We start from the raw sequence: 25526 nt of genomic DNA, 5'->3' as shown, positions 1-25526 counted from the left end.
GTGGGTCCGGGGTCACACCCGGCCTTGTCCACAGGCCCCCGCACCTGCCAAGCGCAGCGGATAGGCTGGGCGGATGACGCGAGCCGAGCAGCCAACGGTCGTGACCGCCTCCGAGAACCCCACCTACGACGATGCCCTGGCCGCGGACTCCCGCGAGCGAGCGGTGCGCGCCCTGCTGCGCACACCCAGGCTGCGCCGGCTGTGGAGCGCCCAGCTGGTGAGCGGCATCGGTGATGCCCTCGCCCTGCTGGTCCTCGTGCTGCTCGCCCTCCAGGCGGCCGTCTCCGAGGGCACCTTCGGCGACGGCTACCAGGGCTGGGCGCTCGCCGTCGCGGCCGTCTTCGGAGTGCGCGTGCTGGCCACGCTGACCTTCGGGGCCGTCCTGCTCGGGCCCTTCGCGAAGCTCCTCGCCCCGAAGGAGTCCGGCGGCGGGCTCGACCGCCGCTGGACGATGATCGGAGCCGACGGCCTCCGCATAGCGCTGTTCGTCGTCGCCCCGCTCTGGCTCGACTGGATCCCGGCCCACGCGCTCACCGCGCTGCTGGCCACCGTCTTCGTCTCCGGCGCCGCCGAGCGGCTGTGGACCCTGGCCAAGGAGAGCGCGGCCCCCGCCCTGCTGCCCGCGCCCCCGCCGGAGGGGGCGACCGTACGCCCGCTGCCGGACCACCTGGACGCGCTGCGGCGCCTGACGCTGCGTACCGCCTTCGCGGCGCTGCCCGTCGCGGCCGCCGCACTGCTCGCCGCGACCCTGGTCGGCAAGGCCCTCGGCCTCGGCGTGGCCTGGTTCGCCGCGAACCAGGCCGCCCTCGGCTCGTACGTGGCCGCCGGCCTGTTCGCCGCGTCCGTCTCGCTGCTGCTTCCGCTGGTGCTGCCCGGGGTGAAGACCCCGCGCCCCCGTTCCCCGCTGGAGGGCCTGCGCGCCCCCAAGGCGGGCGACCGGCCCGAGAAGGGCCGTACGGGAGCCATCCCGCTCCTCGTCCTGACCTGCGCGGCGGTCGCCGGAGCGGTGGCCTCCGCCGCCGCCGTGGCCGTCCTGCACGCCTTCGACCTGGGCGGCGGACCTGCCACGTTCGCCCTGCTGGTGCTCGCCCTGGTCGGCGGCACCGCCGTCGGCATCCGCGCCACCCAGGCCGGCAAGGTACTGCCCGGGCTGTCCCGGCGCCGGCTGCTGGCCCTCGCCACAGCGGTGACCGGGCTGGCGCTGCTGCTGACCGGCCTGGTGCCGGACACGGCAACCGTGCTGTTCCTGTCGCTGCTCGCCGGCACCGCCGCGGGTATCGCGGCCAGCACCGGGCACACCCTGCTGGACCAGGAGACCGAGGAGTTCCGCCGGGCCCGGGTCACCGAACACCTCCAGGCGGTCGTCCGCGTGGCCGTCGGCGTGGGGGCCGTCCTCGCCCCGGTCGTCGCGGCGGCGATCGGCCCGCACCGGCTGGGCGGCGGCGAGGTCGTCTTCGAACACGGCGGCGCGGCCTTCACGCTGATGCTGGTCGGCGCCCTGCTGCTGCCCGTGGCCGTGGTGGTCCTGACCCAGGCCGACGACCGCCGCGGCGTACCCCTGCGGCGCGACCTGCGCGAGGCGCTGCGCGGCGGGGAGCCGGTACAGGCCGCGTCCGACACCGGGTTCTTCATCGCGCTGGAGGGCGGCGACGGCGCCGGGAAGTCCACCCAGGTCCAAGCGCTGGCCGAGTGGATACGGGGCAAGGGCCACGAGGTCGTGGTGACGCGCGAGCCGGGCGCGACCCCGGTCGGCAAGCGGCTCCGCTCGATCCTGCTCGACGTCTCCTCGGCCGGGCTGTCGAACCGCGCCGAGGCGCTGCTGTACGCCGCCGACCGTGCGGAGCACGTGGACACGGTGGTCCGGCCGGCCTTGGAGCGCGGCGCGGTCGTCATCACCGACCGGTACATCGACTCCTCGGTGGCCTACCAGGGCGCCGGGCGCGATCTGTCCCCGACCGAGATCGCCCGTATCTCGCGCTGGGCCACCGGTGGGCTCGTGCCGAACCTGACGGTGCTGCTCGACGTATCGCCGGAGGCGGCGCGGGAGCGCTTCACGGAGGCGCCGGACCGGCTGGAGTCGGAGCCGGCGGAGTTCCACCAGCGGGTACGGGCCGGTTTCCTGACACTGGCCGCGGCCGACCCCGGGCGCTACCTGGTGGTCGACGCGGGCCAGGAGCCGGAATCGGTGACCACGGTCGTACGGCACCGCCTGGACCGGATGCTTCCGCTCTCGGAGGCCGAGGTGGCCGCGCAGATCGAGGCCCGGCGGCTCGCCGAGGAGGAGGCGAAGCGCAAGGCCGAGGAAGCGGCGGCCCGCAAGGCGGAGGCGGAGCGGCTCCGGGCCGAGGAGGAAGCCCGCAAGGCCCGCGAGGCCGAGGAAGCCCGGATCAGGGCAGAGGCGGAGGCCGCCGAGGCGCGCCGGGTCGCCGAGGCCGAGGCCGCCCGTAAGGCGGAGGAGGAGCGGCGGCGCGCCGAGGAGGAGGCCCGGGCCCGGGCCGAGGCCGAGCGGCTGCGCGCGGAGGCCGAGGAGAAGGCCCGCGCGGCGGAGGCGGAGCGGCTGCGGAAGCAGGCGGAGGATGAGGCCCGGCTGCGGGCGGAGGCCGAGGAACGCCGGCTGGAGAAGCAGCGGCGGGCCGAGCAGGCTCTGCTGCGGGCCGAGGAGGCGCGCCGGTTGGCGGAGGCCGCGGCGGCTGCGGCGGCCGCGCAGGCCGCTGCCGATGCGGCGGCTGCGGCTGCGGCGGCAGCGCCGGCTCCGGCTCCCGGTGTGGCTCCGGCTGTGGCTCCGGCTCCCAAGGTCGCCATGCGGAAGGATCCGCTCCCGGACGACGCCGTCACGGTCGAGACCCCGATGGTCAAGCGGGTCGTCCGGCCGGACGACGAGACCCAGACCGTCCCGGTGCCGAAGACCGACCCGGCGGCCGTCGAGGAGACCGCGGTGCTGCCGCCGGTGCGCCCGGCGGGTGCGGCGGACGAGACCACCGTGCTGCCGCCGGTGCGTCCGGCGGGTGCGGCGGGTGCGGCGGACGAGACGGCGGTGCTGCCGCCCGTGCGTCCGGCCGGTGGGGACGCGGCCGCCGGTTCTGGGGCCCGTGCGGAGTCGGAAGCTCCCGCCGCTCCGGCGGGACGGCGTCCCTCCGCCTCGCGGCCGACCAGCCGGCGCCCGGAGGAGAACCCGGCCGACCGGGTGCCGCCGGGCATCTTCCGGGACTCCGGCAACGACGCGACCCGCGAGCTGCCGGTTGTCGGCGACGACGGCCGCCCGCGCCGGGCGCGCCCGGCCTGGGCCGAGGAGACCCCGATGGACGATCTCCCGTCCCTGGCGGACGAGCTGCTGGGCCCGCTGCGCGACGACGACGAGGACGGCGAAGGCCGGTCCCGCCGCCGCTGACGGGGATTGTCAGTGGCGCGCGCCACACTGTGAGCAGGCATGTGCCACCGGTTCCGTCCCTGTACGGGGTACGGGACCGGCGGCGCGAACGGAACAGCGAAAGGCGGTGGGCGGGATGCCCGTATGGGACGACCTGGTGGGTCAGGAGCGCGTGCAGACGCAGCTGGCCGCCGCCGCCCGTGATGCCGACGCCCTGGTCACGGCCGTCACGGACGGGACCGCGCCGCCCGCCGCGTCCAAGATGACCCACGCCTGGCTGTTCACCGGACCGCCCGGCTCCGGGCGGTCCACCGCCGCCCGCGCCTTCGCGGCGGCCCTCCAGTGCACCAGCCCCGACCGCGCCCTGGGCGGTGAACCGGGCTGCGGGTTCTGCGACGGCTGCCACACCACCCTGATCGGTACGCATGCCGATGTGGAGATCGTCCGCACCGACCTGCTGTCCATCGGTGTGAAGGAGACCCGCGACCTGGTGCGCCGCGCCCAGCTCTCGCCGGCCGTCGGGCGCTGGCAGGTCATCGTCCTGGAGGACGCCGACCGGCTCACCGAGGGCGCCGGCAACGTGCTGCTCAAGGCCGTGGAGGAGCCCGCTCCGCGGACGGTGTGGCTGCTGTGCGCGCCCTCGCTGGAGGATGTGCTGCCCACCATCCGCTCCCGCTGCCGGCACCTGACCCTGCGCACCCCGCCCGTCTCCGCCGTCGCCGATGTGCTGGTGCGGCGCGACGGCATCGAGCCCGCCGTCGCGGAGGCGGCCGCCCGCGCGACCCAGGGGCACATCGGCCGGGCCCGCCGGCTCGCCACCGACGAGGCGGCGCGTACCCGCCGGGCCGCCGTGCTGAAGCTCCCGCTCCGGGTCGACGACGTGGGCGGCTGCCTCAAGGCCGCGCAGGAGCTGATCGACGCCGCCGCCGAGGACGCCAAGCAGGTCGCGGAGGAGGTCGATACCAAGGAGACCGAGGAGCTGCGGGCCGCCCTCGGCGCCGCGGCCGGTACCGGTGGCCGGATGCCGCGCGGCACGGCGGGCGTGATGAAGGAGCTTGAGGACCGGCAGAAGCGCCGCCGGACGAGGACCCAGCGCGACACCCTCGACCTGGCGCTGACCGACCTGACCGGGTTCTACCGGGATGTGCTGGCCCTACAGCTCGGCTCGGCCGTGGCCATCGCCAATGAGGAGATACGGCCGGACCTCGACCGGATCGCCCGCGCGTCGGGTCCCGAGCGCACCTTGCGGCGTATCGAGGCCATCATCGCGTGCCGGGACGCCCTCGACCGGAACGTGGCCCCGCTCCTCGCGGTCGAGGCCATGACGATGTCCCTCCGGGCGGGCTGACGGCGGCTCCGCGCCACGCTTCAACCTCCGTTGACGGGGGCACCCGTACGAGTGATCCGCCGAGGTCGGGCGGGCCGCTGCCGTCGGGGCGCTGAGGCAGCCCGCCCCGGCCGGGGCCCTGCGGCCTGGAGCGGGGCCTCCGGTGGGCAGCCCGCCCCGGCCGGGGTGCTGCCGCCCGGAGCGGGGCCTTCGGCGGGGAACCCGGTCAGGACGTAGTCTCGCGGCATGGAGACCAGTCGCCTGCTGCGTACCACCGGAACCGTGATCGCAGCCGCCGGGCTGCTGCTCGCCGGGTGCACCTCCGGCGGTTCGGGAGCACCCCGTGCCGCCGAGTCCGCCGCGGCCTCCGGGCCCGCGGCCTCCGCCGGACCCGGCGGGGACCCGGCGGGGCTGCGCCCGTACTACGACCAGAAGCTGAGCTGGCGCGACTGCGGTGTCCCCGGCTTCCAGTGCGCCACCATGAAGGCCCCGCTGGACTACGCGAAGCCCGGTTCCGGCGAGGACATCGAGCTCGCGGTGGCCCGCCGCCAGGCCACCGGACCCGGCAAGCGGCTCGGCTCCCTCGTGGTCAACCCGGGCGGACCGGGCGGCTCCGGCATCGGCTACCTCCAGGCGTACGCGGGCATCGGCTATCCGGCGCCCGTCCGCGCCCGCTACGACATGGTCTCCTTCGACCCGCGCGGGGTGGACCGCAGCAGCCCCGTCACCTGCCTGACCGGCCCGGAGATGGACGCGTACACGCAGGTGGACCAGACCCCGGACAGCCCGGCGGAGCGGGCCCAGCTGGTGGCGGCGTTCAAGAAGTTCGCGGCGGGCTGCACGGCGCACTCGCGGAAGGTCCTGCCGCACGTCTCCACCGTCGATGCCGCCCATGACATGGACATCCTGCGGGCGGTGCTGGGCGACGAGAAGCTGACGTACGTCGGCGCCTCGTACGGCACCTTCCTCGGGGCGACGTACGCGGAGCTCTTCCCGAGCCGGGTCGGACGCCTCGTCCTGGACGGCGCCATGGACCCCTCCCGCCCCGCCCTGGAGCTCAACCGGGACCAGACGGAGGGCTTCGAGACGGCCTTCGCCTCCTTCGCCAAGGACTGCGCCCAACAGCCCGACTGCCCGCTCGGGCAGGGCGGCCCGGACCAGGTGGCGAAGCAGCTGAAGGAGTTCTTCCGCAAGGTCGACGCCCAGCCGGTGCCCACCGGCGAGCCGGACCGCCCGCTGGGCGAGTCCCTCGCGACCACCGGGGTGATCGCGGCGCTGTACGACGAGAGCGCGTGGCCGCAGCTGCGCGAGGCGCTCGCAGGCGCGATGAACGGCGACGGATCCGGGCTGCTGGGCCTCGCCGACAGCTATTACGAGCGGGAGGCGGACGGCAAGTACGCGAACCTGATGTTCGCCAATGCCGCCGTGAACTGCCTCGACCAGCCGCCGGCCTTCAGCGGGCCGGAGGCCGTCGACGCGGCGCTGCCCTCCTTCGAGAAGGCCTCTCCGGTGTTCGGCGCGGGGCTTGCCTGGGCCTCGCTGAACTGCACGTACTGGCCGGTGAAGGCCACGGGCGCGGCACACCCGCTGACCGCGAAGGGCGCTGCGCCGATCGTGGTCGTCGGCACCTTGCGCGACCCGGCGACCCCGTACAAGTGGGCACAGGCACTCGCGGGCCAGCTCGACTCGGGCACCCTGCTCACGTACGACGGCGACGGGCACACGGCGTACGGCCGCGGCAGCGAATGCGTCGACAGCGCGATCAACCGCTACCTACTGGAGGGCAACCCCCCGGCGGCCGGCAAGAAGTGCTGACCCCGGACACCGCCTGACGGGTGGATGTGCCGGATATAACACACCCATCCCCATATACGACACATGCGACGATTTCCCAGGGCCCGCGCAACCCGGTTCGGGGCACCCGGATTCACCCTGTAGACTTGGCGCCGCTGCTGATGAGCGCCTCCCTCGCCCGGAAGACGTGTCTCCGCAGCGGCGCCGCCTTAGCTCAGTTGGCCAGAGCAACGCACTCGTAATGCGTAGGTCTCGGGTTCGAATCCCGAAGGCGGCTCTGTAGAAGCCCCAGGACTCACTCGCCGTGACCTGGGGCTTTTGCTATTTCCGGGGTCGGCTGGCGCGTGTGGCGGCTGGGGCTCGAAACCCTGTGCGTGAGCGATGCGTGAGCGGAGGGGCCGTCAGCCCTTCTGGATGGCCTTCTTCTTCCCCTTGGCCTTCGCCTTCGCGGCTTGCTTGGCCTTCTTGGCGGCCTTGCGGGCCTGCTCTTCCTGCTCGGCCTTCCGCTGGTGGGGGACCAGCTTGGCGGTGGCCTCGGCGGCGCAACCACGGGCCTCGTTTCCGACCGCCACGCTGACATGCATGCTAGCGAGATCGAGGGTCCGTCCTTCTCCACGCCGCCCCAGAACTGCCACAAGACGGCTTTGTCGACGCGGGCTGCGAGGTCGGGCCCACGGTCGCTAAGCCTTCACAGTCCACATGGCCAGGCTCGCCGATGTGAGCTGAAGTGGCGCGTGAAGGAATACTCCGCAAGACAGTAAACTCTATGACCTCTATGGGTAAGTCATTCACTCTCGGTTATGTTTGCGGAAGTATCTAGCGTGGCCGTCTCTGTGGTTTCGTATCCGCCGGCGGCGCCGTCATTCAGGACCCAATCATCTGGATCAATCTCGACTCCAAGGCGGTTGTTTTCTTCCAGGAATATATCCTTCCGGAAGACGCGGCAACGCTTGTCTTTGGATTCGTGTTCTTCCCAGATTATTTTCGCGGGTCGATTCTTGAGATCCGTCAGTTCCTTGTCGCGCTGGGGTCCAGGCTGTTGGAGTGAGATATTAATCCCGTCCGAGATGAGTTTCTCCATCTCGGACAGGCTGTACTTGCGGTTACAGAGCAGGCTCTGCGCGCGTTTCCGGCCGGGGTGGATCGAGTCCCAGATCGAACGGCCATTCTTCCGTGCCCCGCCTGAGGGGTTCGATCCGAACCCTGTCATCAGGGTATTCCACAGGACGGGACTGTGGGCGCGGAGTAGAGCCCGCTCCCCCAGGACAATCCAAATGTCGTCGAGAACGAGATATCGCACATCGAAATGTGAGGCCTCAAGATTAGTGGCTTCACTGATGCTCTTGCGGTGGTCGGTTATTCGATTGAACAGTTTCGGCTCGGTCTCGTCCGGTTGCTCGCCGTAGCTGCTGTTTCCGGCCTCGGCTTTGCCTACGTAGATCGGAGCATCCTTACCCTTCAACTGCCCATAGAGCGGAAGGTCGCCCTTGTAATAGAGTGCGTACAACCCTGCTCCGGGAAATTTCTTCACCGTGTCAAGGGGAACTCGTTCGCACCCGTCGAGTTGCGCACGCAGATTGCTGCTGAGCAGGTGGATGCTCAAGGGGTTGAAGTTCGAAGGCGCGGTGGAGCCATCAGAGCTGGGGACCATGTGCGGATCTTACTCAGCCCGGCTGACGAGCTGCCCGGAGTGATCCCAAGCCCGGAGGGGAGCCCCTGATATCCAAACAGGACCGGTGCTGGGCGTGGCGGCACCTCGCGTGGCCCGCTAGAGCGACATGTCCCCCGACTCGGCTTGCTGTGTTGATGAGCCCCGCACCACACGCATCACTCGCGCCGCGGCTGCAGTTGGGTCTTCATGCTCCCAGACGCGTACGACTGTCCAGCCGGCCTCTCGCAAGAGACGGTCCGTGTCCGCGTCCCGGGCTTGGTTGCCCTCGATCTTCGTTCGCCAGAACTCGGCGTTCCTGCTGGAGGCACGCAGGTGTTCCGGGCAGCCGTGCCAGAAGCAGCCATCAACGAACACGGCGACCTTGGGCTTCGTGAAGACGACATCAGCGGTGCGCCGCAGCTCGGGAACCGGCCTCGACGCCACGCGGTACCGGAGCCCTTGCTTGTGCAGCAGCGATCGCAGCCGCAGCTCCGGTTTCGTGTCCTTGTTCCGATTGCCCCGCATAGCGGCCCGCACAGCCGGAGAGGAAGCCCAGGAGTCGGCCGCGAGCGGTTCCTCAGCGAGGAGACCCTTTTCCCACGCCATCTTCCACGCTGCAGCGAGGTTCGCGCCCCGAGTGCCATGCTCGACCTGCCCGAGGTACCGCGCCGGGGATTTGCCACCGTCGGACCATCGTAGGTAGGCGCGGATGCGCCGAGTGGCCGGAAGAACCTTCAGTTCGACCGAGGCTCTGGCGAATCGGCCATCGCCGAGATCGACGGAGCGCCGGTGTCGACCGCCAGCAGCACGGTCCTGCTCAGCCGCAAGCACTTCCCGGCTTCTGCCGGGACGCCCTCTCCACGCCCGGTCAGGCGGGCAGTCATGCTTCCAGCCGCTCTGAGCCTTGCTGGCGGGCTCGGTCACTTCTGACGCTCCTCCGCCTCGTCTAGGACCGCGGCGACAGCCTTGGCGAAGACCTCACCGAGAACAACGGGCACAGCGTTGCCCAACTGGCGCATCTTCTCTCCACGCGGGCCCCTGAGGTCCCAGGTGTCGGGGAACGTCATGACACGCGCGGTCTCCCGCACCGTCATGTATCGGTGCTTGTACCTGAGGCCACCCGGGGCAGTCTCGTCCGCGACCAACTCGTCAAGCAACATGACCGACTCGCCACCGGGCACGCCGTGCACTCCGGCCTTGACGGTTTTGGCCGGGCGGTCGAGCTCATTGGGGGTGTGACCGTCGTAGATGCGAGCACCGGGCCAGCCAATGTGCTCTGTGAACCCACCCAGGAAATGCTCGGTGCGGTCCAGCCACTCATCTGGCACGTCTGGCAGAGGCTTGTTGTCGCCGATGCCCGTGATCGCGTCACGCAGGGTGTACCAGGGCTGGAGCCCGTCGTCCTTCGGCATGGCTTTCGGGAGGCGATCCATGACTCCCTCGCGTACATGTTCGGGGACGTCCGAGTGCCGCTTCCAGTAGCCGTTTTCTTCCTTCATGGACCGGATGAGTGCGGTCTCAGAGTGTGTCGGCTTCACAAGCTTCTTGAACAGCTCGATGTCCACGTTCAGGTCGCCGCGGAAGGCGACGACGATCACACGGTTACGGATCTGAGGCACGCCGTAGTCCGCCGCGTTCACCGGCGTCATGACGACCTTGTACCGCTTCGTCGGGTCGTCTGGCTCCTGCTCTCGCCGCTCCAGCAGGTACGCGTCGTGCTGTTGCCAGTCGGTGCCTTCGACTCGTTCCTCGAAGGGCAACTCCAGCTCACGCTGGATGTACTCGAAGTAGGGCTTGAAGGAGGGCCTCAGCAAGCCGCGGACGTTTTCGCAGATCACGGCCTTCGGCTGGATCTGACGAACGGCTTTGAACAGCTGCGGAAACATGTTCCGCTTGTCCTCGTCGCCCTTGGCGACACCGCCGAGGCTGAAGGGCTGGCACGGGGGGCCGCCAGCGAGCACGTCAACCTTGCCAGCGAGGTAGTCCATGTCGAGCTCTTGGACATCCCCGGCGACGAGGGGGACCTTCTCGTCGGGTCCGGGTGCTTGGGTCGGCTTCTGGCCGTCCGGGAGCCGCTTGGCCCCGTTGGCCTCAAGGGTCTCGCAGGCTCGCTTGGCGACCTCGTTGAAGAGCAGAGGGCGGAAACCCGCGCGATGGACGGCCATGGCTAGGCCGCCGGCGCCGGCGAACAGTTCGACACCCGTGCGATCTTTCTTGGATCCTTCTTGCAGCTCAGCCATTCCAAAAGCATACCGCGGAGCTGGCGATCTTCAAGCCATTTTGAGACGAAGGTTCGTCCGCGTGGACAGGCCGCCGATAGGGTTTCCGAGATCATGTGACCAAGGGAGTGGGCGAATGACGCCGGTAGTGGGGTCCGACGATGGGACGCAGTACCACAAGGACTTCACTCTGAGCATCACCAAAGCGCTGGGTGACCAGCTGGCGGACGCGCTCGACGGGATGGGCAGGGCCCCTCTCCGCGAGGAGAGCATCGCGCGGCTCAAGGAGAAGCCCGGGGTCTACCAGCTCTACCTGAACGACGAGTTCGTTTACGTCGGGAAGGCCGACAAGTCGTTGCCAACGCGCCTTCGCAACCACCTCGGTAAGATCTCGGGGCGCCAAAGGATCTCACTGGACGAAGTGACCTTCTCTTGCCTGTACGTAGCGGAAGACTTCTCCGCTCTCGCCCCGGAGCGGTTGCTCATCAGCCACCACAAGGAGATGGGCAACATCCCTTGGAACAACAACGGCTTCGGTAACAAGGATCCCGGGCGTCAGCGGGACAGCACGGTCCTCAAGCAGAACCACTTCGACGTCGAGTTCCCCATCGACCTTGACCGTCCGGTCGAGGGCCTAACGTCGGGTGAGATCACGCTGCATGACCTCCTGGAGAAGGCCAAGGCCGGTCTCCCATACAACTTCCGGTACGGGAAGTCGGCCGCGTTCAAGACCCATCGCGTCTACGTCCCCGAAGGGGAGGTAACGGCTGACCAGGTCTTCCGGCTGATCTCCGCCGGGATACCGGACAAGTGGCAGGTCGCGGCGCTCATGGGCTACGTGATCATGTACGACGACAGTCCGATGACTTACAGGAGCGCCTGGCGCTACTACCGAGACGGTCAGCCAATCGACGCGATGCCGGAAGCGGAGCCAGCAGGGGATATCGAGGCGGATGAACCTGGAGCGGACGACTGATCGACGGGGTCATGCGGCGCTTCGCCCGGCACTGACGTCCAGCCGTGACGGGAACGCTCTCCCGTGGTGATGGATGCGCTGTTCGATCTGCAGCTGAGTGGTGGTCTCGTCAGGGATGGCACACTGGCAGCGTGATCAGAGAACCCGCCGAGACGGTCGTGACCGAAGTCGGCGCCGTGGAGATCCCCTTGGGGGTACTCGCAGAGGCTGGACTATCTCCGGGGGCCGCCGTTGTCGTCTACAGCGACGGGGACGGACGCATGGTTGTCCGCCGTCGAGATGATGCGATTCGCGACCTTCTGGAGCGCGGAACGCTATGAGTCGCCCTGGTCCGGTGGTGGGCGGTGCGTGAGCTACCGGGCAGTGGTGGCGGACTAGGTGTACGTAGATTGACAGGCGTAGTTGTCTGACCTGGTGAAACAGGGTCCTGCGGGGGCTGGCTAACGCCGCCTAGAATGATCTTGCGGAGCCTGGATCTTCGCGGAGGCGGTTCACCCTCGTACGCATCGGACGGCTGCCTCCAATCTCGTCCGCGCCATCAGCGGCCGCTAGTCGGCGCTCCAAAGCTTCGCAGTATGCGCTCAGCGCCGTCGCCTCCTGCCATTGGCTGGCCTGCGCGCGGAGGATTTCGGCGAATTGGCCTTGGGCAGCGTGTTCCTTCGCCCCCTCCGTAGCCGATCGCCACCGGATCTCGCGATCATCCTTTACCCGCTGTTCGTCTACCTTCCGTTGAGCGTCCTCCACAGCGCGCGTCTCGATCTCTCGGAGGACGGCACCCAGCGTGTCCTCCAGCACCCAGCGTTTGCGGTCGGCCCAGCGGGACTGCCGTTTGGACCGGCTGTAGCCGAGTTCGATCACGAGTCTTCCGGAGTGCTCTGGATCGGTGGACTGCGGGGACTCCTGCTGGATTGTGATGGTGTAGTCGAAGCCGCCAACCCCCACGAGTAGTTCGCCCTCCCGGCGCGAATAGCCCGAGGGATAGTGCCGGCCCAGGTAGGTGTAGGCACGGCCGCGGTGGCGGTCGGCGACACGCTGTTCCTTCACCTCGTGGCCGCGACTCACCGCCTAGGCGGCCAGACCCTGAAGCAACAGCAGCGATCGACGGCGGAGTGCGGCAGGCATGACGAGCCGGCCCTCGTCATCCCTCAGTGTGGCCACGGCCGGATGCGGAGAGCGCAACTGAGCAGGGACAGGGACGGGTGGCGCGCCATTCGGTTCCTGTCTCAGGGAGTTGGGGTGTGGACCCTCGACCAGGGAAATCTGTAGGTCGCGATTCCACATGCGGACTCTCTCGATGCGTTTGCCCTCCGGGACGAGGCTGTGACGCTTTGCGTAGTCGATCACACGCCGCCATTCCGTCACTGTGGGCTCGTCGGGCTGGGTGATGGTGACGCGCCTCTCGGTAACGAGTCGTTCGGCGAGGTCGGTCGCCTTCACTCGTCGGGCGCGGGCGAGTGGCCTGTCGCCGTAGGACACGGATCGGCTGCCGCCCGTTCCCCCTTCTTTGGCGATCTTCTTCTCCCCGGCGTGCGCGGGGTTGTCCGGGTGGTGGCCGTTTTGGATGTAGAAGGTCCCCGCCGTGGTGACCTGCGCATGCACCTCACCACCGCTTCGCTTGATGGTGGCCAACCCGCGGTCCCGCAGCGCAAAGGCGGAGCGCCACTCGCTTGAGTCCCAGGCGGGCGTTGGATTCCTCGCTGATGGCCAGTCGGCCGAGCAGGGCGAGCTGTCGTTCGTTCAAGGGAGACCAGCGGTGCATGAAAACAGCTCACCTCGGGACCGGGTCAGGTGCAATGACTCGTACAGGTGGTCGCGCCAAGAAGGCCGGGACGGGGGTGTGGGCAGCTGGCTGGCCTGTCTTGCGTGAGCGGACGGGGTGGCACAGGGTGGATTGGGTGGCATGCGGGGCCGGGCTGTACCTGGCTGACCTTGGAAAGCAGGATTTGCTGGCACGGCCCGGCACCGGCCGGGGTGATCCGGTGGCGCCTCGTCGGCAGCGTGCCGGGTGTAGGTGTTCGGGTTTACGGCGCGTGACAGGCGGAGGCGGCGAGGAAGCCGTCGGGACCGAAAAGGGCAGTGCGGTCCAGGTAGCGGTTGAAGTGATCGCAGGCGGGTTCGCCCAAGTGCAGACAGGCGGGGCAGGCGCCCCCGTTACGCGCGCAGGCGGGGTCCATGGCGCACCGGGACTCGGCGCCAGCGATGGTGTTGAGCAGGATGTGGAGGTCGTTCTCGAAGACGGCTTGCAAGCCGCCGAGGACGAAGTCGCCGCGGCTGGCGGCGAAGATGAAGAAGCCGCTGTGCCGGGGGATGAGGTATTCGCCCAGGCCTTCGCGGTCGACGCCGGCGAAGACAGCGAGTTGACGGACGGCACGGTGGGCGTAGGAGTGGATGAGAGTGAGCAGATCGCGGCCGGGGGGCGCCGCGTCCTCCGGGTCGCTGAAGCGGGAGGGCGGGGTGACGTGGGCGGCGAGGATGGCGCGGGCGGCCCGCGCGTCGGCGGCGGGCGGTAGCACGTGGCCGCGCTGGCGCAGGGCGGCGAGGACCAGCAAGGGGTCGAGGCGGAAGAAGAGAGCCTCGGTGGAGCGCAGGTCGGCGTAGACACGGCGTCCGATCTTGCCGGTGAACAGGCTAAGGCGGGAGTTGCCGGGTTCGCCGCCGCCTCGGGTGTACCCATAGACGGCCTTGAGGACGGGGAAGTCAGTGAATAGATCGACTCCAGCCAGTCCTGCTCGCCGTAGGGCGGCGGGATAGTCGACCTCGTAGCGGGTCAGGGCCGCAGGTGGGGAGGTGGGTGTGATGAGGTCAGCCACACGCTGGCGAGAGCCCTTCTCGGTGGCAGCCAAGGCGACGTCGACGGCTTCACGTTCGGCGGCCTCGATCTGGGGGTCGGCGGCATTGGCGAGCGCGCCAAGGTCTTCCTCGGTGCCCAGTTCCCCCGCGTCGCCAGCCACAGCGGCCATCTTCTCGGCTACCGAGCGAGTCAGGCCGGAAGCGACGAGCTGGTCTACCAGGGATGTCTCTGTCTGACGGCCGGTGCCAGGTTCGGAGTCCTCGAAGCCGCCGAGGGCCCAGGTCAGGGCGCGACGTGGGCCGCCGGACTCGGTAATACGGCGCATCGCCGCGCGGCTGGCGGGGTTGATCTGGGTGAAGGTCTGGGGGGTGTAGACGCTAGCTGAGCGGTGGACGTTGTAGCGCAGGTATTCGCCATTCTTGGCGTCGGAGTAACGGCGCCCGCAGGGGCACTTGCGCCATCCGAAGCCCTTCTGGATCTCTTTCTGGCACACCGGGCACTCGAAGCGGATGCGCGAGGCGTCCATGCTCGACTGGTGAGGCATACGGACTTGATGGTGTTCGCGACACATGGGGATGACGGGCTGTTCGAGTAGCCCGCAGTCATGAAAGCCGACGAAGTGCAACTGTTGCCAGCGGCTGCTTCCGCATGGACAGGTCTTGGCTGCACCGGTCTCCACGCGCCGGCAGGTGCGGCATACCCATACCAGGGGGAAGCGCTCGACGCGCACGCCGCGTTCGGGGTTGACCGCTACGACCTCAATGGGGCCGCCTGAGCGTAGGAAGTTCACGGCAGTGGCATCCAGGCCGCGGTCGACCCAGCCCTTAAGCTCGGCGATAAGACGGCTACGAATGATTGCGTCTTCGACATCGACTGGGCGCGGGTCTTTCCACTCCGTGGTGCGCCAGATGCCGCCCTTGAGGTCAGCGGTCTGCTGGGGGAGGAAGCCGTAGAGGATCTGGGATCCGCTGCGCTGGTCCTTCATTGTTGTGCTCTCTCCCTGTTCGGTCAGTCATCGCTGACGGGGATCTGGGCTTCGACATCGCGTAGGGAGCGCATGGGAGCGCGCGCGAGCAGCTGGTTGGGCCACTTGGCGCCGTCGCCGGGGTTCTCCAGACGCATGAAATAGGTTTCGAGCTGCCTGGTCACGTCAGCGAAGGCCAAGTGGTGTTGTTCGTCCACGCCCAGGGCCGCCGCGCAGGCGCTCGCTTCCTCTACGGCGGACAAACCGGTCTGTGAGGCGTACTTGCGCAGCAGGTCCACGGTGGTCAGTCGTCCCCCAGCGGAGCGCGGCTCGTGGACGAACAGGCGGCGGGCTTCGATTGCCGCACTGGTGGTTAGCTCCAGCACGCGCCGGCTTGATCGGGTGACGGGGATGGGTTCCACGAAACGATCGCCCTGCTCGATGAAGGGCGTGAAGTGGGCGAAGACGGCGGCATCCCGCTCACGGCCGATCTTGTGGATGACGTAGACCAAGCCAGGGTGGGCGCGTCCGACGCGAGCGGTGGCCTGAATGAATTCGGCGGTGGTCAGCGGTACACCGAGGACGGTCATGACGTTCAGTCGATCGACGTCGACACCGTGGGAGATCATCGATGAGGCGGTGATGACGTGCAGCCGGTCGAGGAAGTCTGTCTCTGGCCGCAGGAGGCGCCGGAGGGTCTCCCGTACCTCATCGAATGGGGTCTGCCCGGTGAGCTGGGCGGCGTTGAGCGGGGTAACAGGTACCTGGGTACCGAGGGAGCGCCGTGCGGCCTCGACATCGCGCACAGTGTTGCCGTAGACGACGTGGGTGCCGTACAGGTCCAGCAGCATGGGTACGTGGGTGGGGTCGACGCCGGCCTGGGTACACACGACTGCAGGTTCCGCGAGCAGGCGGCGTACGGACTGCTGCAGGATGGTGGTAGTGCGGTCCGAGACCCACTCCAGGGTGACCCCGCGCGGCCACACCGCGACGAACCTGCGTAGGAGGCAGTCGGTCTCACGGGTCCAAAAGGACTCGCGAGCGGAGGGGCCAGGGACCGGGAAGACCCTGCCGGGCCGGTTGTACAGAACGTCCACCTGACGTTCGAAGCCGGTCAAGGTCGCCGACGAAGCGATGATCTTCGGCGTGGTGCCGGTGAGTTCTAGCTGCAGGGCATCGAGCAGCGACTCGTAGTGGGAGTCCACCGCCCCCAGGGAGTCACGCAGAAGGTGTAGCTCATCTTGCAGCCGGAAGGAGGGGGCGAAACGGGCACGGTCCTTGACCGCCAACGGGGTCGTCTCACCAGGGCAATCCGGGACCAGACAGCCGGTGGGTCGCTTGGCGCGCTTAGCGTAAGTGAAGCCATGACCGGGGCGCGAGCAGCATCCCGCCGGCCCCTCGACGAAGCCGCGCATGCCGCCCTGCATGGCGATCAGCGCGGCCTTGTCCAGGGTGCCGATAACAACAGTGGGCAGGAACCGGTAGATCTCCTGGTCGACGACGTACACCGGTAGCGGCTTCCCATCACTGGGGCACTGGGGTGCCGCGCACAGGTGACGCAGGGTCCAATCGCCGCGGTGGAACTTCATCCGGATCTCTTCCGACCCGCAAAACGGGCAGACTGTGAGCACCTGGAACCGCTCCGCCATGCCGGGTTCATCCACGTCGATCGGGTTGTGGTCGGTCGGCGCAGTGGGGATCTCGTTGGGGGTGGCGCCGGCTCCGATGAAGTATCCCAGGGAGATCGGCTCTCCTGCGATCGCGTGCTCGCGGCGCACCAGCTCGGCGGCAGCCAGGGCATCGGCGAAGCGCTGGGTCTGCTGCAAGGACAGCATCCGCAGTGGGAATCGGCTCCAGGCGGTGATGCCTGCCAGCTTGCCGCGCAGCCGGTCGTAGAACGCGGCCAGCACAAGCAGACCCAGGTACGTCTCGGTCTTGCCACCGCCGGTGGCGAACCAGACGGTCTCCACCGTGCGCCAGTCCGCGCCTTCGCGCCCCAGCGAGGGCAGAACCGAGAGCACGAAGCCGATCTGGAAGGGCCGCCAACCTTCGTAGCGCCCACGGGCCGTGCTGCGCATGGCCCGGTTCATCAGCTGGAAAGCCGTGCACAGATCGGCGTCCTTCTCCAAGGCCGCCACCCCGGCGCGCAACCGTTGCAGTTCGGCGGTGTGCTCCGCAGCGGCCTCTTGAGCCTGATTGAGCATCTCAGGCTTCCACTGCCCCTCCACGGAGCGACGCCGCAAGGATTCCGAGGACCAGTGGTCGCGCCCCCAAGCCTCGTAAGCCTCCACTAGCAGCGCCAAGGTGACCACCGGCTCCTCGGCCAGGCGCTCGAAGGTTAGGGGCAACACCGCCGCATCGGTAAGCCCAAAGGCGTATTCGGGCCGGCATCGGTCGACTACCACCCGGTCGGTGGTAGCCAGCTCATATGGACCCAGCACCGCCACACCACAGTTGATGCCGATGGCCGGCATACGACGGTCGTAGCGGAAGCTGTCGGGCAGAGACTCCAGGAGGAAGGGCACGGTCTGTAGGTCAAGAACCCGTAGTTCTACCTCGAACAGGTGCCGCTCGCCGCGCTGGCGCGGGCCCTCAGGTGTGGTGTTGACAAGCTCAACCACCAGCTCCGGGGCGCCGCGCCAGGACTCGTCGGTCACCCGCACCTCCGCACGCGAGCCCGTTGCCCCCGCCGCGTCCAGAGCGTCGGCGATCTGCTGTCCGCCGAAGGCCACCGCCCCCGCAGCGCCAACCGGGACGTCGACGCACACCACGGTGTCGATGGGAGCGGTCTTCTCCCATTTCTCGCCCCGTTCCTCCGACCCGCGCGCACGATTCCAGGCCAGTGCCCGCACCCGAACACGCAGCGTCCAGGGCCCCGAGTGCTCGGGTCGCACTCGCAGGCCGACGGCGCACGGGTCCATACGTCGCTCCCGGCGCACCGCAGCCACTTCGCTTTCGGGGGCCAGGCGCCCCAGCCAGTACACCCCGGATGGATCCGCGTCCAGAACGCTCTCCCCGTCGCCTCGTCCCTCAGCGGCCACTTGGCCGTCGAGCCAGGAGACGAACCGGCTCTGAGCCTCCACCACGTCCTGCGTCACGCTGCCTCCATCGCGAGGAACTCCACGGTCAACTGCCTGAGACCGCGGTTTTCCCGCAGCCGCTCGAACAGCCTCTTCTCCAGTTGCCGCACCCGCTCGCGGGTACAGCCGAACTCCTTGCCCAGCGCGTCCAGCGTCATGGGCTCTTCGCCGTCCAGGCCGAAGCGGCCCTCCAGCAGACGCGCCAGACGCGGATCAGTGCCAGCGAGCAGGGTGCTGATCGTGCCGAGGATCTGCTCCCTCAGGAGCTGTCGGATGGTTTCGTCCTCCGGCCGTTCTGCCTTGGAGGCGAGTACCAGATCACCGAGAGTGGCACCGCCCTCCTCGCTCACGGGGACGTCCAGGTGGATGACGGGGGCGGAGTAGTCCAACAGCGCCCGAATTTCCTCGGGCTTCTCGCCCAGCCCCTCGGCCAACTCCGCCACCGTGGCCGAGCACCCGTTGCGCTCCTCGAAACGGCGTGCGTACTGCTCCACGCGCCGCAGGTCGTCGCGGATGTGCACCGGCAGGCGCACTGCGGAGCTGGTGTTTGCGATGGCCCGGGTTACCGATTGCCGGACCCACCAACTTGCATACGTTGAGAACTTGTAGCCCAACGTCGGGTTGAACTTCTCCGCCGCGCGGTTGATCCCCAGAACCCCGTCCTGGATCAAGTCGTCAAGCTCCAGGTCGCCCGCGCTCGGCAGGTACCGTCTCGCGATATCGATAGCCAGGCGGACGTTGTGCCGGACGAGCGACCTGCGGGCCGCCTCACCATCACGCACCAACTCGGCCAGTTCCCCCGACACCTCGCCGCCCGCTACGGACTCCGCCGCCTGTAGCCCCATCTGGATGCGTCGCCCCAGCGCCACCTCCTCCTCGGCGGTCAGGATGCGGTGGCGGCCTATCCGACCTGGATAAGCCTCGGACTGGTCGCGGCTATTGCGCGCTGTCGGTTTGGCATCCCCAGCCTCGCCCGGGGCCGCACCCTTGCTGCCCGGTTCCTCGCCCAGCACCCCGTACTCGCGCAGTACGGCGAAGACGCGTCCCAGCTGCTGCGGGTCGATGCCCCGACGGCTCGCCACTTGAACGATGTGGGCGCGCTCAAGCCGGCCCAGGCGCTCGCTGTCCTCCACCAGCGCCTCGACGCAGGCCTCGATCACGTCTTCCATTCTGAAGACGCCTCCCCTGGATCGAAAGAAGAGTTGCCTGGACCCCGAGCGATACCGCTTCCCGCTCCTTAGATCCAGTGAAAGAAACGCTAGGGCGAAAGATCGGCTGAGCGCAAGTGAAAGTTCGATTCATTGACATTCCGCGTGGTTTATCGAGAAATGCCGCAGATGACGTACAGGGGTGTCTGTATGGGCGCTAAGTCCGACTCGTTGACTCGCAGTCTCTGGGTCGATAAGTTTGCCGCACAGGCTGAAACTCGTTAGTTCGCGCGTTCGAATGCTAGCTCAGAGGCGAGGCGTAGACTGCCGGTCTTTCCGAGGTCTGCGACGTGTGGCGGGCTCGTGAGTTTCGACGGTTCACCGAGCGTGCCGGGGCCCGTAGTCATCGGACCCCGCGCTGTTGCGGCGTCACGCTAGAGGCTGCCGAGGCTGATGGCGAGGGCGGTGGATTTCTGATGGGTTTGTCGTCGCGCGGAAAACGTGGCCAGGGAGTGTGCCGGGTGTGCAAGTTCCGGGTCGATGTTCTTCATCTCAATGAGGTGATCGGGGGTGCGCCGGGCGGAGTGCGCACCAGCCAGAGGCGGCGAATTTCCCTTTAAGGAAGAATATTCGGTCCGGTTCAATTCCGGTCGACGGTTCGATTTCGACGTGGCGTGACTGTCGGAATGTTGCTGTGGATGTAATGAGTGGGTCGTTGGCGGGGGGCTGGCGGCTGTTTGGGTTTTCGGGTGGTCCTGATTTCTGCTTGAGTTGATGGCGGGCATGTGCGTTTCGAGCTTTCGGATTCAGGTCCGGGCGTCGTCGACGGTGACATCGTAGAAATGCGGCGCCCCGGCGCGACCGGTGGCGTGCGCGGTACACGGCTCGTCGTTGAGGGGGGCCTGCCGACCGACACGTACGGGGAGCTGGGCGTGCGTCCTTCCGCATCCGCCTGTCCCTGTACCCCGAAGGCGAGTAGCGCGGGTTCGGCGGGAGTTGGCCGGGCCTCTCCGTGAGCGGTGCGTGAGCGGACGGGGTGGCACAGGGTGGATTGGGCGGCACGCGGGGACCGGGCCGCACCTCGCTGACCTGGGGAAACAGGATTCCGTGGCACGGCCCGGCACCAGCCAGGATGATCTGGTGGGGGCCTCGTAATGCGTAGGTCTCGGGTTCGAATCCCGAAGGCGGCTCTGTAGAAGCCCAGGACTCACTCGCCGTGACCTGGGGCTTTTGCTATTTCCGGGGTCGGCTGGCGCGTGACGCGGCCGGGGGCCGAGATCCGTTGCGTGAGCGGAGGGGCCGTCAGCCCTTGCGGGCCTTGTCCTCCTCGGACTTGCGCCGGAGGGGGCCAGCTTGGCGGTGGCCTCGGCGGCGGCCCGGGGGCTGAGGTGTCGGTTCTCCGTATGGGGCGGCCCGTCCCTGTGACGGGGTGGTTACTGATTGTCAGACCCTCCTGTCACAGTGTGAAGCACGGTGATCACGGGGGAGGGGCATCATGGCCGGTACGAAAGCGAAACACCTCACGCTTGAAGCGGCACGCCGAGAACTCGCGCTGTGGAGGGACGAGTTCACTCTGGGGATCGAACAGGGCCTGATCCGTACGTGCTGGAGCGGAGATGAGCTGTGCGTCAGAGCGGGCGAGGTGGCCCGGTGGCGTGCGAGCCCCGGTGAACTCGCCGAGCTCACGCGCATGGTGCACGCGGCAGAGGCCGCCGAGCTCGCGGGGATCAGCAGGCACCGCTTCGACCAGTTGGCGCGCGCCGGGGTCATCCGCCCGGTCCGGTCGTACACCAACCGCTATCACGCCGAGGTCTGGCAGTACTCGGCCGCCGACGCCCGTCAGTTGCCTGAGCACCGTCCCGAGCTGGTCGGTACCCGGCTGCCCGGCCCTTTCCTGGCCGGACTGGCCTCCGGCGTCGACCGCCGGGCCGAGAGCCACCGCTCCCGTCTCCGTGCCCAGTCGTTGCTCTGCTGCGTGACCCATGGACGAGAGCTGCCGCGTGGTCACACTGGTTGCGTTCTGCGCAGCCGTCCGTCGACCGGACGAAGATCAGCCAGGCCGAGGCCGCCCGTCTCGCGAGGCGCTCTGCCGAGGAGAGACTGACGGACGTGCTGGGCTCGCACACGAGCCCTGTCACCCACGAGGAGCAGGGAGAAGCCGCCCGCGAGTTCACGGCCGCGCTGCGCAGGGCCCGGCGCAGCCGCCCGGCGCCCGAGCTGGTCGCCCCTTCCGACGCGGCCTCACGGCTGGGCTGCGCCGTGGAGCGGATCCCGGACGAGTACCGCGACCGAGGCGTCCCCGCGGATCTACTCGAGCAGAGCGTGGCCGATGGTTTGACCACGGTGCCCACCCCCGCGCGAGTCGTGGCGGGGCGTGCACGCCGGGCCGCGCAGCGTCGGAAGGACGAGCGGCAGGCGGCCCGGGAGGCTGAACAGGCCGCGAAGCTGCTGCGCGAGCGGCGCGAGCGCACAGCCGCCGCGCGTGCCCGCGCCCATATTCCGGAGAGGGCGGCCGACCCCAGAGTGACCCTCCACCTGGGCCCCACCAACTCCGGTAAGACACACGACGCCATCGCTCTGCTGGTCGCCCGCGCCGAGGCCGGAGGGACGGGGGTGTACGCGGCGCCGCTGCGCATGCTTGCCTTCGAGATCTACGAACGGCTGCGCACCCGGCTCGGTGCGGAGCGGGTTGGTCTGCGCACGGGTGAGGAGTACCTCAACCCGGATGCGCCGGTGCTGTGCTGCACGGCAGAATCGGCGCCCACCGCCGGCGATTTCCTGGTCGTCGACGAAGCGCACTGGCTGGCTGACGAAGACCGCGGCCATGCCTGGACCCGGCTGCTGCTGAGCGGAGCCCACACCGACGTGCACGTCTGTGCCGTACCGGAGGCCGAAGACCTGCTGCGCAGGCTTTTCGCCCCCGGCACGGAGATCACGGTGGTTCGCCACACCCGGCACGGCACACTGAGCCGGACGGAGGAGTTCCGGGCTGCGACCCTTCCGCCGGCAAGCGCGGTGGTGGCCTTCTCCCGCAAAGCCGTTCTCGCTCTGCACCGCGAACTGATCGAGGCGGGCCGGTCGGCGACGGTCCTCTACGGCGCGATGCCGCCAGCGGCCCGCCGCGAGCAGATCCGGCGCCTGTCCGAGGGCGAGGTCGAAGTGATCGTCACCACGGATGTGATCGGTCACGGTGTCAACCTTCCGCTGCGTGCCGTGGCGTTCGCGGAGACGGGCAAGTACGACGCCGGATCCCGCCGGGAGTTACTGATCTGGGAGGCCGCCCAGATCGCCGGCCGGGCCGGCCGGCGGGGCCTTGACGCGGGGGAAGGGCTGGTGGGTGCCTATCGCAGCCGACTGCCCGGCCTCACCGCCAGGGCGCGGCTTCTGGACCAGGCCGTTCAGGCCGCTAATGGTGCGCGGCCCGGTGACCTGCGCGTCACGACGGCCCAGCTGCGCCCCACCTGGACCGACCTCGGACAACCGGAGGAGCCCGGAGAGATCCCGCACGCTCTGGCCGGCTGGACCGCTGCCGCTCGTACAGCTGCGCAGGAGCGCTCATGGCTGCGGCCGATGTCCGTGGACGAGGTTCACACCAAGCTGCTGGCGGCACGCCAGGCCGTCGGGGCACCACCGGACGTCGGCGGGCGCTGGCCACGCGACGGCCGCACCGTCTGGCGGCTGATCACCCTGCCCATCGACGCTGACCGCCCGGCCTACTCGGCCGTTTGCCGGGCGGTCCTGCGTGGCGCGGCCCTGCACCACCTGATCCGTCCTGACACAAGCATCGAGCGGATGACTTTGCCCCAAGCCGAGGAGTACGCCGCGACCATGCGGGACCTGGGTACCGCCGTCCTGGCCTTCGGCCGTGAATGTGGCGGCCTGAGCGCTGAGGAAGTGGCGGCTGGTGAGCAGGTGGCCGCCGAAAGGATCAACCAACTGGTGGCCGACTCCAGACCACTGGCCACGCACGGCAGCTGCGCCTCCTGTGGCGAACCCTGCGCCCCCTGGTACACACACTGCGATGCCTGCCACGCTGCCCGCTTCTCCTGCTCTGACGTCGTCCGGCTCGACTGGTGACGCGTGAGCGGCGGAGGGCTGCGGCGGCGACGAATACGCGTTGGCGATCGAGATCGTTCCAGTGCCGCCTCCAGCGGCTCGTAATCCTTGACGAGGCACTCCCGGACGGCGCGCGGATCAGTAGATCCGGCGGTGCGTGCCGGCCTTTCGGTAGTCGATCTCCCCTGCCTCCAGCAGTCCGATCAGGAACGGCCGGGACACGTTCAGCCTGTCAGCGGCCTGCTGCGTGGTCAGCTCCGCGTGCTCGGGGACGATCGAGACGGCGCCGCCAGCCGCCATGTGGCTGAGTACCGTCGCCGGCGTTTCCCGTCTGCCGGTTGATCCCGACGATCCGGCACGCTTCCGTGTTGCTTACGCCCTGCTCCATGAGCCGGGAGTGTGCCGCCCGCTCACGAGTGAGCTTCATACGTCCCTGCGGCTGCCGGTCCTCGCGGATCTCGAAGTCCATGCCCCCCTTGAACTGGAGTGTTGCAGCAACTCCTAGAACCCAAGCGGTGGATCGGGGCCCTATCTGAGAGCGGTGTGCTTCCTGGTCATGTGGGACTGCCATGCCCAGTGGGTGAGTCCGCCGACGGCGAGGGAGACGATGATGGCGCCCCAGTCGATGACGTGGGGGAGGTCGGGGAAGAAGGCGAAGAAGGCGAAGGACGCGGCGGCGCCGGTGAGGAAGGCGGCGATGCCGGCCCGGCGGCGTTTGGCTTCCCAGGCGGGGTCTTCGGGAGTGGGCTGGGTGGTCATGTGCGGCTCACTTCGTGATGTGGTGGCACTGGCCCGCCCGGCGAACGCCGTTGACGTTGATGTACGCGCACGCTTTTCCGTAGCGGGGGAGTTTCTGGGGCGCGTTGTCGCGCATCGGGTTGATCTCGCACTCGGTGTGGGTCTTGCCGCGGGAGGTGCGGTAGGTCTTGTTGCCGGTGTCCGCGTAGGTGAAGTCGATGCGCCAGTTGCAGAAGCCGGCGTTGAGGGCTCCGACGAAGCCGCAGTCGACGCCCGCGTTCTGGTAGGTGATGTTCTTGCCGTCGCCACGGATGATGTAGTGCCCGCGAGGTTGGTAAGACGGCCAGCGTGGCCGTCATGGCGAGAGCGGTGATGATCCGGGCCGCGAAGATCTTGCGCATCGGTGTCCCCTGTCCCCCTTCTGGCGGAGCGTGTCTGCCGATCGGAACTCCTGCTCGCCTGCTCGGGGTGCTGCCCCGAGAGGCAGTCCACTACGAAGAGTGATCAGCAGACTGGCATGCTGACCACCCGTAACCACCACTGCTCGACGGCGTCGGGACGCGGTTTCTTGATCAGGCTGCGGTTCAGTGCCTGGCATAGCCTGGGGCGCCGCACGTCATGAGGGGGATGGATGCCAAAGGTGCCCGAAAGTCGGCGTATCGGACGCATAGCGGTGAATGAGGTGCGTGCGCTGCTGGAGCGACACGGCCACATCGTGCAGGAGATTGACGGCGGTAACGACCACGGCGAGGACCTGCACGTCACCTTCGTCCAGAACGGGCAGCGGACAGAAGATTCCCTCGCCATGCAGGTAAAGGGCGGTGTCTCGACGCGGACTAGGAAGGGGCACCGCGTCCCGGTCGGCGATCACGGGGGCAATTGGCGCGATGGCAGCCTTCCCGTGCTCTGTGTGGTCCACGATGCCGAGCGGGGTGGCCTCTTCTGGGCCAACGCGACCCGGCAGCTCCGCCGGGCCGGCGCGCTGCGCAAGACGGCGAAGTCCATCGTCGTCTCGCGGGAGTCTGTGCTGGACGACGCGAACCTCGACGCGTTCGTACGGGGCATGCGGCACTACCTGGCTCGGGAGCGCCAGGGCGTTGGCAGATGGGCGGACATGGCGGACGTCGAGTTCGCCCCGACCGACATCGTCAAGCCCTTCGAGAATGAGGTCGCCGAGCCCATGGTCTTCTGGCAGCGCCGTGGGGAGCCGTTCGCGGTTCTGCTCCACCACGATCTGGATTGGGAACCCGTGCCCGTCCAGGAGCGGATGCTCTGCTTCGAGCCGATCCCGTTCATCGGCAACGTCGTCCTCGACATCGCGGAAGCACACTGGCTCATGGGGTGCTTCAAATCGACGGAGTGGTGGCGTCGGCCGATCGAGCAGCGCGACCCTGTCTGACTCCCCTCAGAACTCC

Annotated in this window: 18 protein-coding genes, 1 tRNA gene and 1 pseudogene; 9 read left to right on the top strand and 11 right to left on the bottom strand. The window is 68.6% G+C overall.

Features of this window, described 5'->3' with window-relative positions; genetic code table 11:
* The first annotated feature begins 73 nt into the window (after positions 1–73).
* From tmk to MTF65_RS13040, 4 genes are all read left to right on the top strand, one after another.
* On the top strand, positions 74–3388 hold the full coding sequence (tmk, locus tag MTF65_RS13055; protein ID WP_243628822.1) for a dTMP kinase: 3315 nt from the start codon (positions 74–76) through the stop codon (positions 3386–3388).
* A 115-nt stretch (positions 3389–3503) separates the two neighbouring features.
* Complete coding sequence (locus tag MTF65_RS13050; RefSeq protein WP_243628821.1) at positions 3504–4715, top strand: DNA polymerase III subunit delta'; 1212 nt, start codon at positions 3504–3506, stop codon at positions 4713–4715.
* Between the two features lie 225 nt (positions 4716–4940).
* Complete coding sequence (locus MTF65_RS13045) at positions 4941–6509, top strand: alpha/beta hydrolase (protein WP_243628820.1); 1569 nt, start codon at positions 4941–4943, stop codon at positions 6507–6509.
* Positions 6510–6691: 182 nt separating this feature from the next.
* Positions 6692–6765 (top strand) — tRNA-Thr (locus MTF65_RS13040).
* A gap of 124 nt (positions 6766–6889) precedes the next feature.
* Here the strand turns inward: MTF65_RS13040 and MTF65_RS13035 are convergent.
* The 4 genes from MTF65_RS13035 to MTF65_RS13020 form a co-directional block, all read right to left on the bottom strand.
* Complete coding sequence (locus MTF65_RS13035) at positions 6890–7060, bottom strand: hypothetical protein (protein ID WP_243628819.1); 171 nt, start codon at positions 7058–7060, stop codon at positions 6890–6892.
* Positions 7061–7272: 212 nt separating this feature from the next.
* Complete coding sequence (locus tag MTF65_RS13030) at positions 7273–8139, bottom strand: Eco29kI family restriction endonuclease (protein ID WP_243628818.1); 867 nt, start codon at positions 8137–8139, stop codon at positions 7273–7275.
* A 117-nt stretch (positions 8140–8256) separates the two neighbouring features.
* Entirely contained in the window at positions 8257–9063 is an 807-nt protein-coding gene (locus tag MTF65_RS30520) for a very short patch repair endonuclease (protein ID WP_308407162.1), read from the bottom strand.
* Positions 9060–10379 carry a DNA cytosine methyltransferase gene (locus MTF65_RS13020; protein ID WP_243628817.1) on the bottom strand — a complete coding sequence of 440 codons (1320 nt, stop codon included), beginning with the start codon at positions 10377–10379 and terminating at the stop codon, positions 9060–9062. Before MTF65_RS13020 ends, MTF65_RS30520 begins: the two co-directional genes overlap by 4 nt.
* Positions 10380–10494: 115 nt before the next feature.
* Between MTF65_RS13020 and MTF65_RS13015 the strand changes: the two genes are divergently transcribed.
* Positions 10495–11334: a GIY-YIG nuclease family protein gene (locus tag MTF65_RS13015; RefSeq protein WP_243628816.1), complete on the top strand. Its 840-nt coding sequence runs from the start codon at positions 10495–10497 to the stop codon at positions 11332–11334.
* A gap of 131 nt (positions 11335–11465) precedes the next feature.
* Entirely contained in the window at positions 11466–11654 is a 189-nt protein-coding gene (locus tag MTF65_RS13010; RefSeq protein WP_243628815.1) for a hypothetical protein, read from the top strand.
* A 130-nt stretch (positions 11655–11784) separates the two neighbouring features.
* Here MTF65_RS13010 and MTF65_RS13005 read toward each other — a convergent pair whose 3' ends face one another.
* The 5 genes from MTF65_RS13005 to MTF65_RS12985 all read right to left on the bottom strand — a co-directional run bounded on the left by MTF65_RS13005 (position 11785) and on the right by MTF65_RS12985 (position 19338).
* Entirely contained in the window at positions 11785–12378 is a 594-nt protein-coding gene (locus MTF65_RS13005; protein ID WP_243628814.1) for a hypothetical protein, read from the bottom strand.
* A 21-nt stretch (positions 12379–12399) separates the two neighbouring features.
* A complete protein-coding gene (locus MTF65_RS13000; protein ID WP_243628813.1) occupies positions 12400–12963 on the bottom strand; it encodes a hypothetical protein in 564 nt (187 codons plus the stop codon).
* A gap of 392 nt (positions 12964–13355) precedes the next feature.
* A complete protein-coding gene (locus MTF65_RS12995) occupies positions 13356–15110 on the bottom strand; it encodes a hypothetical protein (RefSeq protein WP_243628812.1) in 1755 nt (584 codons plus the stop codon).
* A gap of 23 nt (positions 15111–15133) precedes the next feature.
* The gene (locus tag MTF65_RS30515; protein ID WP_243628811.1) at positions 15134–18187 is read right to left on the bottom strand and encodes a DEAD/DEAH box helicase; all 3054 of its coding nucleotides are present in this window, start codon (positions 18185–18187) and stop codon (positions 15134–15136) included.
* Entirely contained in the window at positions 18184–19338 is a 1155-nt protein-coding gene (locus MTF65_RS12985) for an RNA polymerase sigma factor RpoD/SigA (RefSeq protein WP_243628810.1), read from the bottom strand. The genes MTF65_RS30515 and MTF65_RS12985 overlap by 4 nt, the downstream gene beginning before the upstream one ends.
* 1474 nt (positions 19339–20812) lie before the next feature.
* Between MTF65_RS12985 and MTF65_RS12980 the strand changes: the two genes are divergently transcribed.
* Positions 20813–21421: a DUF6397 family protein gene (locus MTF65_RS12980; protein WP_243628809.1), complete on the top strand. Its 609-nt coding sequence runs from the start codon at positions 20813–20815 to the stop codon at positions 21419–21421.
* A gap of 5 nt (positions 21422–21426) precedes the next feature.
* The gene (locus tag MTF65_RS12975) at positions 21427–23394 is read left to right on the top strand and encodes a helicase-related protein (RefSeq protein ID WP_243628808.1); all 1968 of its coding nucleotides are present in this window, start codon (positions 21427–21429) and stop codon (positions 23392–23394) included.
* Positions 23395–23517: 123 nt separating this feature from the next.
* Here the strand turns inward: MTF65_RS12975 and MTF65_RS12970 are convergent.
* Positions 23518–23676 (bottom strand): annotated as a pseudogene (locus MTF65_RS12970) (excisionase family DNA-binding protein); the annotation flags it as partial.
* 225 nt (positions 23677–23901) lie between these two features.
* The gene (locus MTF65_RS12965) at positions 23902–24132 is read right to left on the bottom strand and encodes a hypothetical protein (protein ID WP_243628806.1); all 231 of its coding nucleotides are present in this window, start codon (positions 24130–24132) and stop codon (positions 23902–23904) included.
* A 652-nt stretch (positions 24133–24784) separates the two neighbouring features.
* Between MTF65_RS12965 and MTF65_RS12960 the strand changes: the two genes are divergently transcribed.
* Complete coding sequence (locus MTF65_RS12960; RefSeq protein WP_243628805.1) at positions 24785–25510, top strand: DUF4365 domain-containing protein; 726 nt, start codon at positions 24785–24787, stop codon at positions 25508–25510.
* The last annotated feature ends 16 nt before the right edge of the window (positions 25511–25526 follow it).

The sequence above is a fragment of the Streptomyces sp. APSN-46.1 genome, assembly GCF_022815725.1.
GTDB lineage: Bacteria > Actinomycetota > Actinomycetes > Streptomycetales > Streptomycetaceae > Streptomyces.
This window is presented reverse-complemented; position numbering and strand designations above follow the sequence as displayed.

Excerpts from the sequence above, each read along its gene's own strand:
- MTF65_RS12995 (WP_243628812.1), bottom strand. The coding sequence starts at position 15,110 with ATGAAGGACCAGCGCAGCGGATCCCAGATCCTCTACGGCTTCCTCCCC.
- MTF65_RS12965 (WP_243628806.1), bottom strand. The coding sequence starts at position 24,132 with ATGACCACCCAGCCCACTCCCGAAGACCCCGCCTGGGAAGCCAAACGC.
- MTF65_RS12985 (WP_243628810.1), bottom strand. The coding sequence starts at position 19,338 with ATGGAAGACGTGATCGAGGCCTGCGTCGAGGCGCTGGTGGAGGACAGC.
- MTF65_RS13015 (WP_243628816.1), top strand. The coding sequence starts at position 10,495 with ATGACGCCGGTAGTGGGGTCCGACGATGGGACGCAGTACCACAAGGAC.
- MTF65_RS12980 (WP_243628809.1), top strand. The coding sequence starts at position 20,813 with ATGGCCGGTACGAAAGCGAAACACCTCACGCTTGAAGCGGCACGCCGA.
- MTF65_RS13045 (WP_243628820.1), top strand. The coding sequence starts at position 4,941 with ATGGAGACCAGTCGCCTGCTGCGTACCACCGGAACCGTGATCGCAGCC.
- MTF65_RS13020 (WP_243628817.1), bottom strand. The coding sequence starts at position 10,379 with ATGGCTGAGCTGCAAGAAGGATCCAAGAAAGATCGCACGGGTGTCGAA.
- MTF65_RS13030 (WP_243628818.1), bottom strand. The coding sequence starts at position 8,139 with ATGGTCCCCAGCTCTGATGGCTCCACCGCGCCTTCGAACTTCAACCCC.
- MTF65_RS13050 (WP_243628821.1), top strand. The coding sequence starts at position 3,504 with ATGCCCGTATGGGACGACCTGGTGGGTCAGGAGCGCGTGCAGACGCAG.
- tmk (WP_243628822.1), top strand. The coding sequence starts at position 74 with ATGACGCGAGCCGAGCAGCCAACGGTCGTGACCGCCTCCGAGAACCCC.